Source organism: Arthrobacter sp. 05L44, from assembly GCF_056397605.1.
In genome coordinates this window covers 487,346-501,749 of the sequence record NZ_JBFTNS010000002.1, presented here as the reverse complement: position 1 = coordinate 501,749, position 14,404 = coordinate 487,346, and the positions used below count along the sequence as shown (strand labels likewise).

The window sequence follows — 14,404 nt, the reverse complement described above, 5'->3', positions numbered from 1 at the left end:
CCCAGCGACCCGCCAGCCGGCGCCTCCGGACTCCATTTCCACCTTGTTTTTAGGCTCGATTCCCCACCTTGGAGGGGCCATGACCACACGACGCGAAGTACTGAAGCTGGGCGCGATCAGCGCGCTCGGCCTGGCCGGCATGAAAGGCGGAAGCGACGACGCACCGCCACCCACCACTACCACCACCCTGCCGCCGGTTGCCAGCCTGCTGGCCCCGCAGAACATGCCCGTCCCGTATGCCGGCGTATTCCGTAGGCCGCCGGAGCTGCTGCCGTTCGACACAGGATTCGACGACGGCGACCCGGCCCGTCCCTTTGCCCGCTACGCCCTCACCCAGAAGCTTGGCCAGGCCAGTTTCGTTCCCGGGCTGTCCACCACCGTGGCCGGCTATAACGGGATCTTCCCCGGCCCCACGATCCGGGCGCTGCAGGGGACCAGGATCGAGGTGAGGATGCGCAACGGCCTTCCCGCCACCGGCCTGCTGACCCCGGACGGTTTCAACACCGTCACCCACCTGCACGGCTCCGCGTCGCTGCCCCAGTACGACGGCTACGCCAACGATTTCACCCAGCCCGGCAACGTCAAGAACTACCACTACCCCAACTTCCAGACGGCGCGGACGCTCTGGTACCACGACCACAAACACCACATCACGGCGCAAAATGTCTACTCCGGCCTCGCCGGTTTCTACCCCCTGAGCGACCAGTACGAACGGGCCCAGCTGCCGCAGGGCGAATTCGACGTGCCGCTGATGATTTCGGATGCGATGTTCAACGCCGACGGCTCCCTGGCCTACAACGACAACGGACACAAGGGGCTGTGGGGGGACATCATTATGGTCAACGGCGTCCCTTGGCCCACCATGCAGGTCAAGCCGCGGATTTACCGCTTCCGGGTCCTGATCGCCTCGATCTCCCGCTCGTACCGCCCCACCCTCTCTACCGGGGAACCTGTCTACCTCGTGGCGACCGACGCCGGTATGGTGCCAAAGGTCCAGGCGCTCAAGTCCTGGCGGCAGGGTACGGCCGAACGCTACGAAGTCCTTATTGACTTCCGCCGCTACAGGCCGGGGCAAACCGTCGACCTTTTAAACCTCGGCAATAAAAACAACATCGACTTCGCTAACACGGGCAAGATCATGCGGTTCAAGGTGGTCGCGGACTCCGGGTCCGGGACCGGGTCCATTCCGGCGATCCCCACGACGCTGGAGGACGGCGGCTCGCCGAACGCATCCCGGGGAGGAATCGCCACCATGACGCTCACGCCGGAGATGGCCGTGGCCAAGCGTGAGCTCAAGGTGCTGCGGGCCAACGGCCAGTGGACCATCAACGGGGTGACCTGGGCGGACGTCGAGAAATCCGGGTTCTCCAAACTGTTCGGCAATCCCAAACCCTTCGACGTGGAGCAATGGACCATCACCAACGCCTCCGGCGGCTGGTTCCACCCGGTGCATATCCACCTGATCGATGCCAAGGTCATTGGCCGGAACACCAACGGCGGCAAGCCCTTCGCCTGGGAAACCGGCCCCAAGGACGTCTTCTACGCAGGCGAGAACGAGTCCGTCACCGCCCTCATGCAGTTCGACACAGGAGCCTCGCAGGGAGGGCGCTACATGGTCCACTGCCACAACCTGGTGCATGAGGACCACGACATGATGGTGCAGTTCTCGGTGGGTGACTACCGGACCAACGATCCCATCAGCACCGACCCGCCAGTGCTGGACACCACACCCCTGGACGCGTTCCCGCCGGTCTACCGGCCCGGCCTCCCGCCGGGGACCTGAGATGGGCCGCCTCGCACAGGCCTCGGCAACCGCCCTCCTGGTCCTGGCACTGAGCGCCTGCACAGGGGGAGGCCAGGAACCGGCCGGGGGCAGCACCGCCCCCGCCGGGGCCGCTGCCACCGCCGAACCGAGCCTGACCGCGGCCGCTGCGCCCGCCGCGGACCTGGAAGCCGGAACCGACGTCGGAAACGGACGGCCGGCGAGCTCCCACGACGGCCTGATGGTGCAGCGCCGGATCGTCGTCGCCATCCATCCGTCCCCGAACGCCGACGTTGCGGCGCTCCGGAAGCGGCTCTACCAGACGGCGTCGGCGGGCGGGATGGCACTGTCCAGCATCTCCCCGACAGTCCTTGACGCCGCGGTCCTGGACCACCTGGTTCCCGAACTCATCGCCGCGCTCCCGGCCGGACGCAGCAAGGACGACGGCGAGCGGCTGGCCGAGCGTGCCTTTGGCAAGGAGGGCTCCTTCGCGGGAGTCGAACATGTCCACGTCGGGTCGGTCCTGGTGCATGACCTGGCGTTCAGGATCGCGACGGCCAACCCGAAGGCGCTCGCGGCCGCCATCGCCACCGAAGGCATCCTCGCGGACGCGCTCGGCAATTATCAGGAGTCCTTCGGGGCCCGGGACCTCACCATCGGCTACACCGGCCCGCTGCTCAGCGACGCACTGGTGGAGTCCGTCCGGGCCGGGATGGCGCGCGGCGCCGGTGTCCGCCCGGCCGCCGTGCAGCTCCGGGCCCGCTCCGCGGCGGGCACCGGTGTGGACCTGTCCAAGGAGCCGGCACCCGCGCCAGCGGAGGCCGGGGAGGACGACTCCGGCCACCACGACGCGGGAACGGACGATTCCGGCCACCACACCGGCGGCGACGACGGTTCCGACCATTAGGCGGGGATAGGCATTGAACGGCAGGCCCGGCGGGATTCGTTCCACCGGGCCTGCCGCCTGCCAGCCTTCCGCCGGGCCTGCGGCTGTGACTTTCGGCCCTTGGGGAGGGCCCGGGGAGGGCGGATGGTGGGCTTAAGGATTCGGGAACGGAAGCACCATGAGACACGAGCAGCCGACCCTCCGGTTTTTTGGTGCCACGGACACCGTCACCGGATCACGCTATCTCCTCGAAGCCGGCGGCCGCCGGGTCCTCGTGGACTGCGGATTGTTCCAGGGGTACAAACGCAGCCGCGAGCGCAACCGCACCCCGTTTCCCGTCCCGCCCGGCTCCATCGACGCCGTCGTCCTTACCCATGCGCACCTGGACCACACCGGATACGTCCCGGCGCTGGTCCGCGACGGGTTCGCGGGTCCGGTCTACGCCACGGACGGGACCACCGAACTGTGCAAGCTGATCCTGCCGGACAGCGGCTACCTGCAGGAGGAAGAGGCACGGTACGCGACCCACCGCGGCTCCTCCCGGCACAGCCCCGCCCTGCCGCTCTACACCGCCGCGGACGCCGTCAAGTCGTTGAACAGCTTCAAGATCCGGGAGTTCGACAGCCCGGTGGACCTGGGCGGCGGCATGGAACTGACCTTCGTGCCCGCCGGACACATCCTGGGGGCCGCGCAGGTCCATGTCCGGTTCGGCTCGCAGTCGGTGCACTTCACCGGCGACCTGGGCCGGTCCGATGATCCGCTGATGTTTCCGCCGCGGCCGCTGGGCGCCGTGGACGTCCTCGTCACCGAATCCACCTACGGCAACCGGACGCACTCCAGCCAGGATCCCGAACAGCAGCTGGGGGAAATTATCACCCGCGTCGCCAAACGCGGCGGGGTGGTGATGTTCGCCGCGTTCGCCGTCGGACGGGCCGAGACGCTGATGCTGCACCTCTCCAGGCTCCGCCGTAAGCATGCCATTCCGGACATCCCCGTGTACCTCAATAGCCCCATGGCCATAGACGCGTCCGCCATCTACCAGCGGCACCCGGAGGAACACCGGCTGGCGCGGGACGAATACGCGAACATGTACAGCCTCGCCAAACTCACCCGCAGCATGGACGAGTCGAAGCTGCTGAACCTGCGCGGCGGCCCGATGATCATTATTTCCGCCAGCGGCATGCTCACCGGCGGCAGGATCCTGCACCACCTGGCCGCCTACGGCCCCGACCCGAAGAACGCCATCATCCTGAGCGGCTACCAGGCGGGCGGCACCCGCGGCGCCGCCCTGGCCGCCGGCCAACGCGACATCCGGGTCTACGGCGAGGACATTACTGTCCGCGCCGAAGTCATCCAGATGGAAAACCTCTCGGCCCACGCCGACGCCGATGGACTCATCGAGTGGATGAAGGCCGCCCCGCAGGCGCCCCGGATGACCTATATCACCCACGGCGAGCCCGATTCCTCGGACGCCCTGCGGGCCCGGATCAAACACGAACTGGGCTGGCGGAGCCGGGTGCCCGAACACCTGGAGCGGATCGAGATCGGGAACCCGCGGTGACCATGGACAGCGCCACCAGGTCAGCTGTATTGGGCGAGATCCATGCACTCGCGCGGCCGCTCCGCAGTGACCGGGACCTTGACGGGCTGGTCCGGCGGGCGGCGGACTGCCGTTTTACCGCCCTCGGGGAAGCCTCGCACGGGACCCACGAGTTCTATTCCTGGCGCGCCACGCTCAGTCGCCGGCTGATCGAGGAACAGCAGTACACCTGGATAGGCGTTGAAGGCGACTGGCCCGACTGCTGGCGGATCAACCAATGGGTCCGCGGCCACAGCGGACAGGACCAGGGCGTGCACGCGCTGCTCTCCGGATTCCAGCGCTGGCCCACCTGGATGTGGGCGAACGAGGAAGTGGCCGGCTTCCTGGATTGGCTGCGCAGCTGGAACGCCCGCAGGCCGCCTGAGGCCCGGGTGGGATTCTACGGCCTTGACGTCTACTCGCTCTGGGACTCCCTGCGCGAGATCATCGCGTGGCTCCAGGGAAACCAGCCCGACGCCGTGCCGGCGGCCATGCGGGCCTGGCAGTGTTTCCTGCCGCACCATGAGGACCCGCACGAGTACGCGTGGAGTACACGGCTGGTCCCGAATTCCTGCGAGGCCGACGTCGTCGCCCTGCTCAGCGAGGTCAGGAACCGCGCGTTCAGCCCGGGGGAGCACGACGAAGGAACCTTCGACGCCGTCCAGAACGCGGAAGTGGCGGCCAACGCCGAGCACTACTACCGGATCATGGTCCGCGGGGACCGGCAGTCCTGGAACGTCCGGGACCACCACATGGCAGACACCATCGACCGCCTGAGCCGGCACCTGGGTCCGGACTCCAAAGGCCTCATCTGGGAGCACAACACCCATGTGGGGGACGCCCGTGCCACCGACATGGCGCAGGACGGCCTGGTCAACGTGGGCCAACTCCTGCGCGAACGCCATGCCGTGGACGGTGTGCTCCTGGTGGGTTTCGCCGCCCACCGGGGCACCGTGATCGCGGCCGACTCCTGGGGAACCACGGAACGGATCATGGCCGTCCCTGCCGCCCGTCCCGGCAGCCACGAGGACTTACTGCACGAGGCCCTCGGCGTCCCGGCGGTATTGGACTTCGGCGCGGACCGGAGCGGTCCGTGGCTCTCGCGCTGGCTGGGTCACCGGGCGATCGGCGTGGTCTACCGGCCGGACCGGGAACAGGGGAACTATGTCCCCACCCGGATGGGGGAGCGGTACGACGCCCTCGTCTGGCTGGAGGGCTCTGCCGCGCTGCGCCCCGTGCACCACGAGGGACCTCCGCGGGAGCCGGAATTCGAGACGGAGCCGACAGGTTTCTAGGCCCTCCGGGCCGTCGCGTGGCGGGGCTTAAGGCCCTAACTTGGCTCCCGGGGGCGGGGCACACTGAATTGTCGGCAGGGACCCCGGCGCCGTTGCCGCCTGACGGCCGCCGCCGGGATCAGTCCCTTCCGCGGTTCCAGCAGTGGTCACAGAATGGTGCGCTGCAGGGACCACCGTGGAGGTCACGCACACGTTCACGCACAGGAAACGAGCAGGATTCAGCATGAGTAAACCAATCGTCGTCGGGATCAACGGTTCAGCGGGCAGCGAAGCCGCGCTGGCCTGGGCGCTGGACCGCGCTGCCCGGCAAAAGCTGCCGGTGGTCTGCGTCCACGCCGTGGACGACCGGTGGATGTCACCGGATTTCCAGTACCACGAGCTCATTCGTGAATCGGGCCTGGAACTCCTGGAAAAAGCGAAGACGGCCGCGAAGAGCAAGGCGCCCGACATCGACGTCGACGTCCAACTGCGGCACGGAAGCCCCGGCTCGGCGCTGCGGGAGGCGTCCCAGGAAGCCACCATGGTGGTGGTCGGCGTCCACGACAAACACTGGATGGACGGCGGCCCCCTGACGGACCGCGCCCTGCAGATCGTCACCGCATCCGATGGTCCCGTCGCGGTTGTACCGCGCGAGCCCGCAGCGGGGGCACGCGGCGTCGTGGTTGGGGTGGACGGGTCCGAAGAGTCGCTCCAGGCCGTGGCCTTCGCCGCCGCCGAAGCCGACCGCGGCGGTGACGAGCTGACCGTGGTCATGGCCTTCCGGAGCCCGGCCCGCTGGGTGGAACGCCAACTGCCCGAGAGCGGACTCGCCGAGTCGATCGTCGAGGAGGACCGGATTGTCCTGGCCGAATCGGTGGCCGGACTCGGCGACAAATACCCCGATCTCGTCATCCACCAGCGGCTGGAAACGGACACCGAACCGGCCAAAGCGCTGGTGGATCTCGCCCGGGAAGCCCGGCTCCTGGTGGTGGGCAGCCGGGGGCGGGGCGGCTTCTCGCGCCTTGTCCTCGGGTCCACGGCCCACGCAGTCTTGCTCAACGTGCCGTGCCCCACCGTGGTCACGCGCGTCCACAAGGTCAAGCACACGGACTAGGCGCCCCGGCGCCGCTGGGCGGAGAGCCCCCTCCCGCAGGGGGCTTTCCGCTGCCCGGGCCCGGTGGGAGGATGATTCCGTGGATCCATTTTTCAACTTCATCGGCCATAACTGGTGGCTCGTGTTCCCCATGAGCGCGCTGCTGGGCAGCTGGGCTCGGTCCTGGAGCAAAGCGGCCGAACGCCGGCACCGCCGCAAGGTGGAGCTCTACCGGCTCAAGAACCACGAGGCCGAGGTGGAGAAGGCCGGCGTCGGCGAGGTGCAGGCCCTGGTCGATGCCCATGACGACGTCAACCGGCGCTGGCTGGACTACGAACTGGACATCGGCAAGCTCATTGACTTCCCCGTGATGACCGATGTCCGGGAACCGCTGACCGTGGCGTTCCTGCGGGCCAAACGCGAAGCCGACGGGTTGCGGCCCGCCACCCCGGCGCAGATCAGCACGGCCGCCCGGCTCTCGGAGTACCGGGCCGCCGTTCGCGGCTTCGAACTGGCCTTTGACGTTGCCGAACGCGAGGCCCGGCGGATCAAGGACAGCAATTTCACCGGCCCGGAACGCGAACGGCTCGCCACCGCCCGGAAGCTGCTGAGGATCGCATCCGACGCCGCAGCCACACCGGCCGAGCGGCAGACGGCATACAAACGGGCGCGCCGGGAACTCGACGGCCTGATCGTCCTGCCCGAAGCGACGCTGGCGGCGCTGGAGGAGAAAATCGCCGGCATGCTCGATACCGGACCGGCACCGCGGCCGGCGCACGGCTAGGCGTTTTGCCCTGCACTGATTGGCACGTACGATCTATAGGGTTTCAGGAGAGCTTTGGTGAACCGCACACGTCATGCCGCCAACCAGCGGATGAACATGAGAAAACAAGGCCGCCACGGGGAATGAAACTGCTGACCGTCGACTCTGCAGATTGGGCAACAGGTGGAAATCACCATAATGGTGGCGCTGGTTATAGCGCTGGCTCTGTTCTTTGACTTCACCAATGGATTTCACGACACCGCCAACGCGATGGCCACGCCCATCGCCACGGGTGCCATCAAGCCCCGGACCGCCGTCGCCCTCGCCGCGGTGCTGAACCTCGTCGGCGCGTTTCTCTCCACCGAAGTGGCCAAGACGGTCTCCGGCGGCATCATCCGGGAAGGGTCCGACGGCGTCCAGATCACCCCGGACATCATCTTCGCCGGGCTGATGGGCGCGATCCTGTGGAACATGATCACCTGGCTCAAGGGCCTGCCCTCCAGTTCCTCGCACGCACTCTTTGGCGGCCTGATCGGTGCGGCGATCGCCGGCATCGGCCTGAATTCCGTCAACTTCACCTCGGTGCTGCAGAAGGTCCTCCTGCCGGCCGTCTTCGCCCCGGTCATCGCAGCCCTCGTGGCGTATGTGTGCACCAGGCTCGCCTACGCACTGACCTCCCGGCACGACCCGGAGACCGGCAGCAAGCTCACCCAGAAGCGCGGCGGGTTCCGCACCGGGCAGATCTTCACCTCCAGCCTGGTCGCCCTGGCCCACGGCACCAATGACGCGCAGAAGACCATGGGCATCATCACCCTGGTCCTGATCTCGGCCGGCAGCCAGGCCCCGGGCTCCGGCCCGCAGTTCTGGGTCATCGCGGCCTGTGCCCTCGCCATCGCGATCGGCACCTACTCCGGCGGCTGGCGGATCATCCGCACCATGGGCTCCGGCCTCACCGACGTCAAGCCCGCCCAGGGCTTCGCCGCGGAAACCAGCACCGCCGCCGCGATCCTCGCCTCCTCCCACCTCGGCTTCGCGCTCTCCACCACCCACGTGGCGTCCGGCTCGGTCATCGGCTCGGGTATGGGCCGCCGCGGCACCACCGTTCGCTGGGGCACCGCCGGCAAAATCGTCGTCGGCTGGCTCTTTACCCTCCCGGCCGCCGGGATCGTCGGTGCCCTCACCGCGCTCCTGGTGCACACCGGACCGGTCGGATTCGTGATCGCCGCAATCGCCGGCACGGGCGCCGTCGTCTACATGTTCGTCGCCTCCCGGAAGTCCCACGTCGGCCACCACAACGCCGTCGAGGTCGAAGAAGCCGGCCAGGCCATCCGGTTCGCGAAGAAGAAGGCGGCTGCGGTCAGCCGCACCAACAACTCCAAGGGTGGCCGTAAATGAAATGGCTTGAACTCGTGATGGTCGCCGGGGCAACCCTCGTCGCCGCCGTGACCGTCGTCGTCCTGTACGCCCTCGGCGTGCGGCTCACCGCGATCGCCGGGGACGTGCGGAATACCCAGCCCGCCTGGATCCGGCCGCTGTCCTACATCTGCTTCGGCCTGTGCGGCGTGGCCGTGCTCTTCGGGCTGTACCTGATCATTCCGTACTTCAGCAAGTAGCCTGACGGCCCACTGGGCTTAGCGGCCGGGACTGGCTACGCTGGGCCCATGCCGCTGTTCCAGTACTTCGTCGCCACATCCGTGGACGGCTTCATCGCCACCACGGATGACAACCTCGACTGGCTCCTGCAGTTCGACGGATTCGGCGGCGGCCAGGACAGTTACGACGCCTTTATGGCCGACGTCGGGTGCATCGTTATGGGCGGCGGGACCTATAGCTGGCTCTTGGAGCACGAACCGGACCACTGGCCCTACCCGGGCGTACCCTGCTGGGTTTTCACCCACCACGAACTGCCCGCCCCGAAAGGCGCCAACATCACCTTCGTCCGCGGACCGGTGGGCGAGTTCGCCGAGGACCTGACGGACGCCGCGGCCGGACAGAACGTCTGGGTGGTCGGCGGGGGAGTCCTGGCCGCCCAGTTCGCCGCCGCCGGGCTCCTCCAGGAACTGATCATCTCCGTTATTCCCGTGATCCTGGGCGCCGGGAAACCGCTGCTCCCGCTGGCCCGGCCGACGGCGCCGCTTGAGTTGACTGCCTCGCGGGCCATGGGCCGCGGCATCGTCGAGCTCCGCTACCGCCTCCCGGCCGGTACCTGAGCAGGCCTTACGAGCGGAGGAGTTAGGCGTCGATGTCGCGGAGCAGGTTCGTGATCCGTGCCGTGGAGAGCCTGCGGCCCTGCTCATCGGTCATCACGATTTCGTGCGTCGTCAGGGTCCGGCCGAGGTGGATGGCCGTGCACGTTCCCGTGACGGTCCCGGACGCGATGGACCGGTGATGGGTCGCGCCGACCTCTATCCCCAGTGCCTGCCGCCCCGGCCCCGCGTGCATCGCCGCCGCGAAGGATCCCAGGGTTTCGGCCAGCACCACATGCGCGCCGCCGTGCAGGATCCCCGCAACCTGGGTGTTGCCCTCCACCGGCATGGTGGCGACCGTCCGCTCCGGGCCCAGTTCCAGGAAGTGGATCCCCATCTTTACCACCAGGGCGCCCACGCCCATCCGGCCCAGCCAGCCATGCAGTTCCGCGGGAACACCGGCCGCCTCGAGTTCGGCGGCGAACGGGGCGGGCGTGAAATTGTCGATCATGGCAACTAGGCTGGCACCTGTGAGCGAAACTACCAAACCGGCCCCATCCCTTTCTGCCGCGGGCACCGCAACGGACGCCGCCGCAGGCACCGCCCCGGAAACCCTGACGGACATTGCCGGGGGCTCCGTGCTCGTGGCCGACGCGGTGAAGAAGCCGCGCGGCCGGTCGGCGGAGGTTTCCGCGACCGAGGCGCCGGTCATCCCCCTCACGGACCAGCCCCGGCTGCTGGTGCTGGACGGCCACTCGATGGCGTTCCGCGCGTTCTTCGCGCTGCCCGCTGACAAGTTCTCCACCGCGGCAGGGCAGCACACCAACGCCGTCCACGGCTTCACGTCCATGCTGATCAATCTGATCAAGGAACAAAAGCCCACCCACGTGGCGGTGGCCTTCGACGTCTCCGATGACACGACGCACCGCAAGGCCGAGTACGACGGCTACAAGGGTGGACGCAACGAGACGCCGCGGGAAATGAGCGGCCAGATCGACCTCATTGACAAGGTTATGGGCGCCTGGGGCATCAAGACCATCAAGATGCCCGGCTGGGAAGCGGATGACATTTTGGCCACGCTGGCCGCCATGGGCGAGAAAGCCGGCTACGAGGTCCTGCTGGTCTCCGGTGACCGCGACGCGTTCCAGCTCATCACCGACAACGTGTTCGTGCTCTACCCCAAGAAGGGCGTCAGCGACATCCCCCGGATGGACGCGGGCGCCATCCAGGACAAGTACTTCGTCACCCCCGCCCAGTACTCGGACCTCGCCGCCCTGGTGGGCGAGAGCGCGGACAACCTGCCGGGCGTTCCCGGCGTCGGACCCAAAACGGCCGCCAAATGGATCAACCTCTACGGCGGCTTGGAAGGCGTCCTGGAGAACCTGGACACGATCGGCGGGAAGGTCGGTGACGCGCTGCGCGAGAACGTGGAGGACGTCAAACGCAACCGGCAGCTCAACCGGCTTCGAACGGACCTCGAACTGCCCGTCACGCTCGAGGACCTGGCGGACCCGCGCCCGGACCAGGCCGCCCTGGAGGAACTGTTCGATGCCCTCGAATTCAAAACCATCCGGACCCGGCTCTTCGCCCTCTACGGCAGTGAAGTGACGGAGGCCGAGCGCGAAACCCTCGACATGCCGGAGTTCATCACCCCGGCGGACGCCGCCCAGCTCAGCGCCTTCCTGGCCGCCGGGGCGGGCAAGCGTTCAGCCGTCGCCGTTGAGCTGGTCCCCGGCCGGATCGGCGAGGACGCCAGCGCGCTGGCGATCGTCCGCGACGACGCCGCGGCGTACATCGAGCTCTCCCGCCAGGACGCCGACGCCGAGAACGTCCTGGCAGACTGGCTGCGGGACGCGCAGGCACCGAAGGTGGTGCACGGGTTCAAGGCCGCGCTGAAGGCCCTGACCGCCCGCGGACTCGCCCTCGACGGGGTGGTGGATGACACCTCCATCTCGGGCTACCTCATCCAGCCGGACCGCCGCAGCTACGAGCTCGCCGAACTGGCCCTGCACCACCTCAACGTCTCGGTGTCGGCCGACGCCGCCAAGGAGGGCCAGCTGGAGCTGGCGTTCGACGGCGACGACGCGGCAGCCGCCGGAGCGCTGGTCCATGTCGCCGCCGTCGTCGGGGCCCTGAGCCGCTACTTCGAGGCCGAACTCCGGGAGCGCAAAGCCCAGGACCTGCTGACCACCCTTGAACTTCCCGTCAGCCGGGTCCTCGCGGACATGGAACTGGCCGGCATCGCCATCGACATGCCCCGGATGGACGAGCAGCTCTCCGACCTCGCCAAGGTGATCGACAATGCCCAGGAACTGGCGTTCGCGGCGATCGGCCACGAGGTGAACCTCGGTTCGCCCAAGCAGCTCCAGACCGTCCTGTTCGAGGAGTTGGGCCTGCCCAAGACCAAGAAGATCAAGTCCGGGTACACCACTGATGCGGCATCGTTGAAAAACCTGCTGGAAAAAACCGGCCACGAATTCCTGGTCCAGCTGATGGCGCACCGGGAATCCTCGAAGCTTCGCCAGATGCTGGAGTCGCTGAAGAAATCCGTGACGGAGGACGGGCGCATCCACACCACTTACGCCCAGAACGTCGCCGCCACCGGCCGGATTTCCTCGAACAATCCCAACCTGCAGAACATCCCGATCCGCAGCGAGGAGGGCCGCCGGGTCCGCGGCATCTTTGTGGTCAGCGACGGCTACGAGTGCCTGCTCTCGGCCGACTACTCGCAGATCGAGATGCGGATCATGGCCCACCTCTCCGGCGACGCCGGCCTGATCCAGGCGTACAAGGACGGCGAGGACCTGCACCGGTTCGTCGGCTCCAACATCTTCCACGTGCCCACCGACCAGGTCACCAGCGCCATGCGCTCGAAGGTCAAGGCCATGTCTTACGGCCTCGCCTACGGACTGACGTCCTTCGGCCTGTCGAAGCAGCTGGAGATTTCCGTCGACGAGGCCCGGACCCTCATGAAGGACTACTTCGACCGCTTCGGCGCCGTCCGCGACTACCTGCGCGGGGTGGTGGACCAAGCCAGGATCGACGGATACACGGCCACCATCGAAGGCCGCCGCCGGTACCTCCCGGACCTGACCAGCACCGACCGGCAGCTGCGTGAGAACGCGGAGCGGGTGGCGCTGAACTCGCCGATCCAGGGCTCTGCCGCGGACATCATCAAGCGGGCCATGCTGGGTGTTTCCGGCGCGCTGGCCGAGCAGGGGCTGAAATCACGGATGCTCCTGCAGGTCCATGATGAACTGGTCCTCGAGGTGGCCGAGGGCGAACGCGAGGCGGTCGAGAAGCTCGTCACCGAGCAGATGGGGTCCGCTGCGGATCTTAGCGTTCCGCTCGACGTCCAGATCGGCATCGGCGCCAGCTGGTACGAGGCCGGGCACTAAAACCGGGCACTAAAACCGGGGGCTAGTGCCGGGCCGGCGCGGCCTGGTGCCCGGGGTGGTGTGGGACTGACGCTGCGGCGCCACCAGGTTTTCAGGTTTTTCAACGTTGCAGTTATTCAAGGGGAGAATCACGTGGCAGAGCAGTACGAAATCCGGCGCTTCGAACCTGCGGCGAAGGAGCACCCGGCATACCCGGAGTCCGTCGCCTGGATGCGCGCCGTCGCCTTCGGTTTCCACGACGCCCGGCGCAGCGACGAGCGGGTCGACCGGGGACTGGAGATGCAGCGTGCGGACGGGCGGATCCTGACCGGCGTCTACCAGACCGGTCCCGTCGCCACCCATGCACTCGAGCCTGGCGTTCCCGTGGCGACCTTCGGCACCATGACCAAAACGCTGAACATCGGCTTCGGGCGGCTCCTGGACACCCGGCTCGTGACCGCCGTGACCGTCAGGACGTCGCACCGCCGCCGCGGGCTGCTGCGCCGCATGATGGCCGACGAGCTGGGACAGGCACAGCAGGAAGGCCTGGCCATGGCGGCGCTGACCGCCTCGGAAGCGTCCATCTACGGCCGGTTCGGCTTCGGCGTCGCGACGTCCGAACAGTCGATCAAGGTCGACACGAGCTCCCGTTTCGTCGTCAACCACACCCCGGTGGGCAGCGTCGAGGTGGCGGACCCCAAGGTGCTCCTTGAGCTGGCCCCGGTCGTCTTCGACCGCACGCACCGCCTGACGCCGGGCTCCATCGGCCGGCACGAGTTCTACCGGCAGTTCGTCTCCGGCTCCATCAGCCGCGAGGACAACGAGGACCCGAAGGTCAAGGTCGCGCTGCACTACGGGCCCGAGGGCGATGTGGACGGCTACGTCTCCTACCGGTTCGGCGGCTGGTCGAGCACTCCGTACACAATGGAGGTCGTGGACCTGGTGGCGGCCACCCGCGACGCGTACCTGGAACTGTGGCAGTACCTCGGCGCCATCGACCTGGTGGAGCGTGTGACGTGGGACGAGGCTCCCGTGGACGACCCACTGCCGTGGGCGCTGCAGGATCCGCGCTGCGTGGACGCCTCGGACGCCCGGGACATGCTCTGGCTGCGGGTCCTGGATGTGCAGAAAGCCCTGGCCGCGCGGCGCTACCCGACCGACGGTTCGCTGGTGCTCCGTGTCGCCGACAGCCTCGGATTCGCTGCCGGAACGTTCACACTGGCGGTCGCCGGGGGAGAGGCCACCGTTACGCCCTCGCCGGAAGCGGCGCCGGACCTGTCCCTGGATGTGGCCGATCTCGGCTCGATCTACCTCGGCGCCGTCTGCCCCGTGACCCTGGCTTCCGCAGGCAGGGTGGCCGAACATTCGGCCGGGGCGGCCCTGGCTGCGCGGCTGATGTTCGCCGTCGAGCGCGCGCCGCACTGCCTGACCCACTTCTAGGACAACGCCTAGGACGACGGGCAGCGCGACGGGGCCGGCGGACC

Annotated in this window: 12 protein-coding genes; 11 read left to right on the top strand and 1 reads right to left on the bottom strand. The window is 67.9% G+C overall.

Features of this window, described 5'->3' with window-relative positions; genetic code table 11:
• Positions 1–79 precede the first annotated feature (79 nt).
• The 9 genes from AC1DHY_RS07550 to AC1DHY_RS07510 all read left to right on the top strand — a co-directional run bounded on the left by AC1DHY_RS07550 (position 80) and on the right by AC1DHY_RS07510 (position 9,567).
• A complete protein-coding gene (locus tag AC1DHY_RS07550) occupies positions 80–1,783 on the top strand; it encodes a multicopper oxidase family protein (protein ID WP_476903412.1) in 1,704 nt (567 codons plus the stop codon).
• Position 1,784: 1 nt separating this feature from the next.
• Entirely contained in the window at positions 1,785–2,669 is an 885-nt protein-coding gene (locus tag AC1DHY_RS07545; protein WP_476903411.1) for a hypothetical protein, read from the top strand.
• Between the two features lie 157 nt (positions 2,670–2,826).
• Positions 2,827–4,209, top strand: a complete 1,383-nt coding sequence (locus AC1DHY_RS07540; protein WP_476903410.1) for an MBL fold metallo-hydrolase RNA specificity domain-containing protein — start codon at positions 2,827–2,829, stop codon at positions 4,207–4,209.
• 2 nt (positions 4,210–4,211) lie between these two features.
• Positions 4,212–5,522: an erythromycin esterase family protein gene (locus tag AC1DHY_RS07535; protein ID WP_476878383.1), complete on the top strand. Its 1,311-nt coding sequence runs from the start codon at positions 4,212–4,214 to the stop codon at positions 5,520–5,522.
• 223 nt (positions 5,523–5,745) lie between these two features.
• Positions 5,746–6,615: a universal stress protein gene (locus AC1DHY_RS07530; protein ID WP_476878365.1), complete on the top strand. Its 870-nt coding sequence runs from the start codon at positions 5,746–5,748 to the stop codon at positions 6,613–6,615.
• Between the two features lie 79 nt (positions 6,616–6,694).
• On the top strand, positions 6,695–7,378 hold the full coding sequence (locus tag AC1DHY_RS07525; RefSeq protein WP_476903409.1) for a hypothetical protein: 684 nt from the start codon (positions 6,695–6,697) through the stop codon (positions 7,376–7,378).
• Between the two features lie 162 nt (positions 7,379–7,540).
• Positions 7,541–8,752, top strand: a complete 1,212-nt coding sequence (locus AC1DHY_RS07520) for an inorganic phosphate transporter (protein WP_476878367.1) — start codon at positions 7,541–7,543, stop codon at positions 8,750–8,752.
• Positions 8,749–8,970 (top strand): hypothetical protein, encoded by a 222-nt coding sequence (locus AC1DHY_RS07515; RefSeq protein WP_476878368.1) that lies wholly within the window; start codon positions 8,749–8,751, stop codon positions 8,968–8,970. The genes AC1DHY_RS07520 and AC1DHY_RS07515 overlap by 4 nt, the downstream gene beginning before the upstream one ends.
• A 48-nt stretch (positions 8,971–9,018) precedes the next feature.
• The gene (locus tag AC1DHY_RS07510; RefSeq protein ID WP_476878369.1) at positions 9,019–9,567 is read left to right on the top strand and encodes a dihydrofolate reductase family protein; all 549 of its coding nucleotides are present in this window, start codon (positions 9,019–9,021) and stop codon (positions 9,565–9,567) included.
• Between the two features lie 22 nt (positions 9,568–9,589).
• On the opposite strand, the gene AC1DHY_RS07505 is transcribed toward AC1DHY_RS07510, so the two are convergent.
• Entirely contained in the window at positions 9,590–10,054 is a 465-nt protein-coding gene (locus tag AC1DHY_RS07505; protein WP_476878370.1) for a hotdog fold thioesterase, read from the bottom strand.
• Positions 10,055–10,253: 199 nt separating this feature from the next.
• Between AC1DHY_RS07505 and polA the strand changes: the two genes are divergently transcribed.
• Positions 10,254–12,941, top strand: coding sequence for a DNA polymerase I (gene polA / locus AC1DHY_RS07500; protein WP_476903482.1), 2,688 nt, complete (start codon positions 10,254–10,256; stop codon positions 12,939–12,941).
• A gap of 132 nt (positions 12,942–13,073) precedes the next feature.
• Positions 13,074–14,360, top strand: coding sequence for a GNAT family N-acetyltransferase (locus tag AC1DHY_RS07495; RefSeq protein ID WP_476878372.1), 1,287 nt, complete (start codon positions 13,074–13,076; stop codon positions 14,358–14,360).
• The last annotated feature ends 44 nt before the right edge of the window (positions 14,361–14,404 follow it).

Coding starts and splice junctions, on each gene's coding strand:
- AC1DHY_RS07550 (WP_476903412.1), top strand. CDS start 80: ATGACCACACGACGCGAAGTACTGAAGCTGGGCGCGATCAGCGCGCTC.
- AC1DHY_RS07545 (WP_476903411.1), top strand. CDS start 1,785: ATGGGCCGCCTCGCACAGGCCTCGGCAACCGCCCTCCTGGTCCTGGCA.
- AC1DHY_RS07540 (WP_476903410.1), top strand. CDS start 2,827: ATGAGACACGAGCAGCCGACCCTCCGGTTTTTTGGTGCCACGGACACC.
- AC1DHY_RS07535 (WP_476878383.1), top strand. CDS start 4,212: ATGGACAGCGCCACCAGGTCAGCTGTATTGGGCGAGATCCATGCACTC.
- AC1DHY_RS07530 (WP_476878365.1), top strand. CDS start 5,746: ATGAGTAAACCAATCGTCGTCGGGATCAACGGTTCAGCGGGCAGCGAA.
- AC1DHY_RS07515 (WP_476878368.1), top strand. CDS start 8,749: ATGAAATGGCTTGAACTCGTGATGGTCGCCGGGGCAACCCTCGTCGCC.
- AC1DHY_RS07510 (WP_476878369.1), top strand. CDS start 9,019: ATGCCGCTGTTCCAGTACTTCGTCGCCACATCCGTGGACGGCTTCATC.
- AC1DHY_RS07505 (WP_476878370.1), bottom strand. CDS start 10,054: ATGATCGACAATTTCACGCCCGCCCCGTTCGCCGCCGAACTCGAGGCG.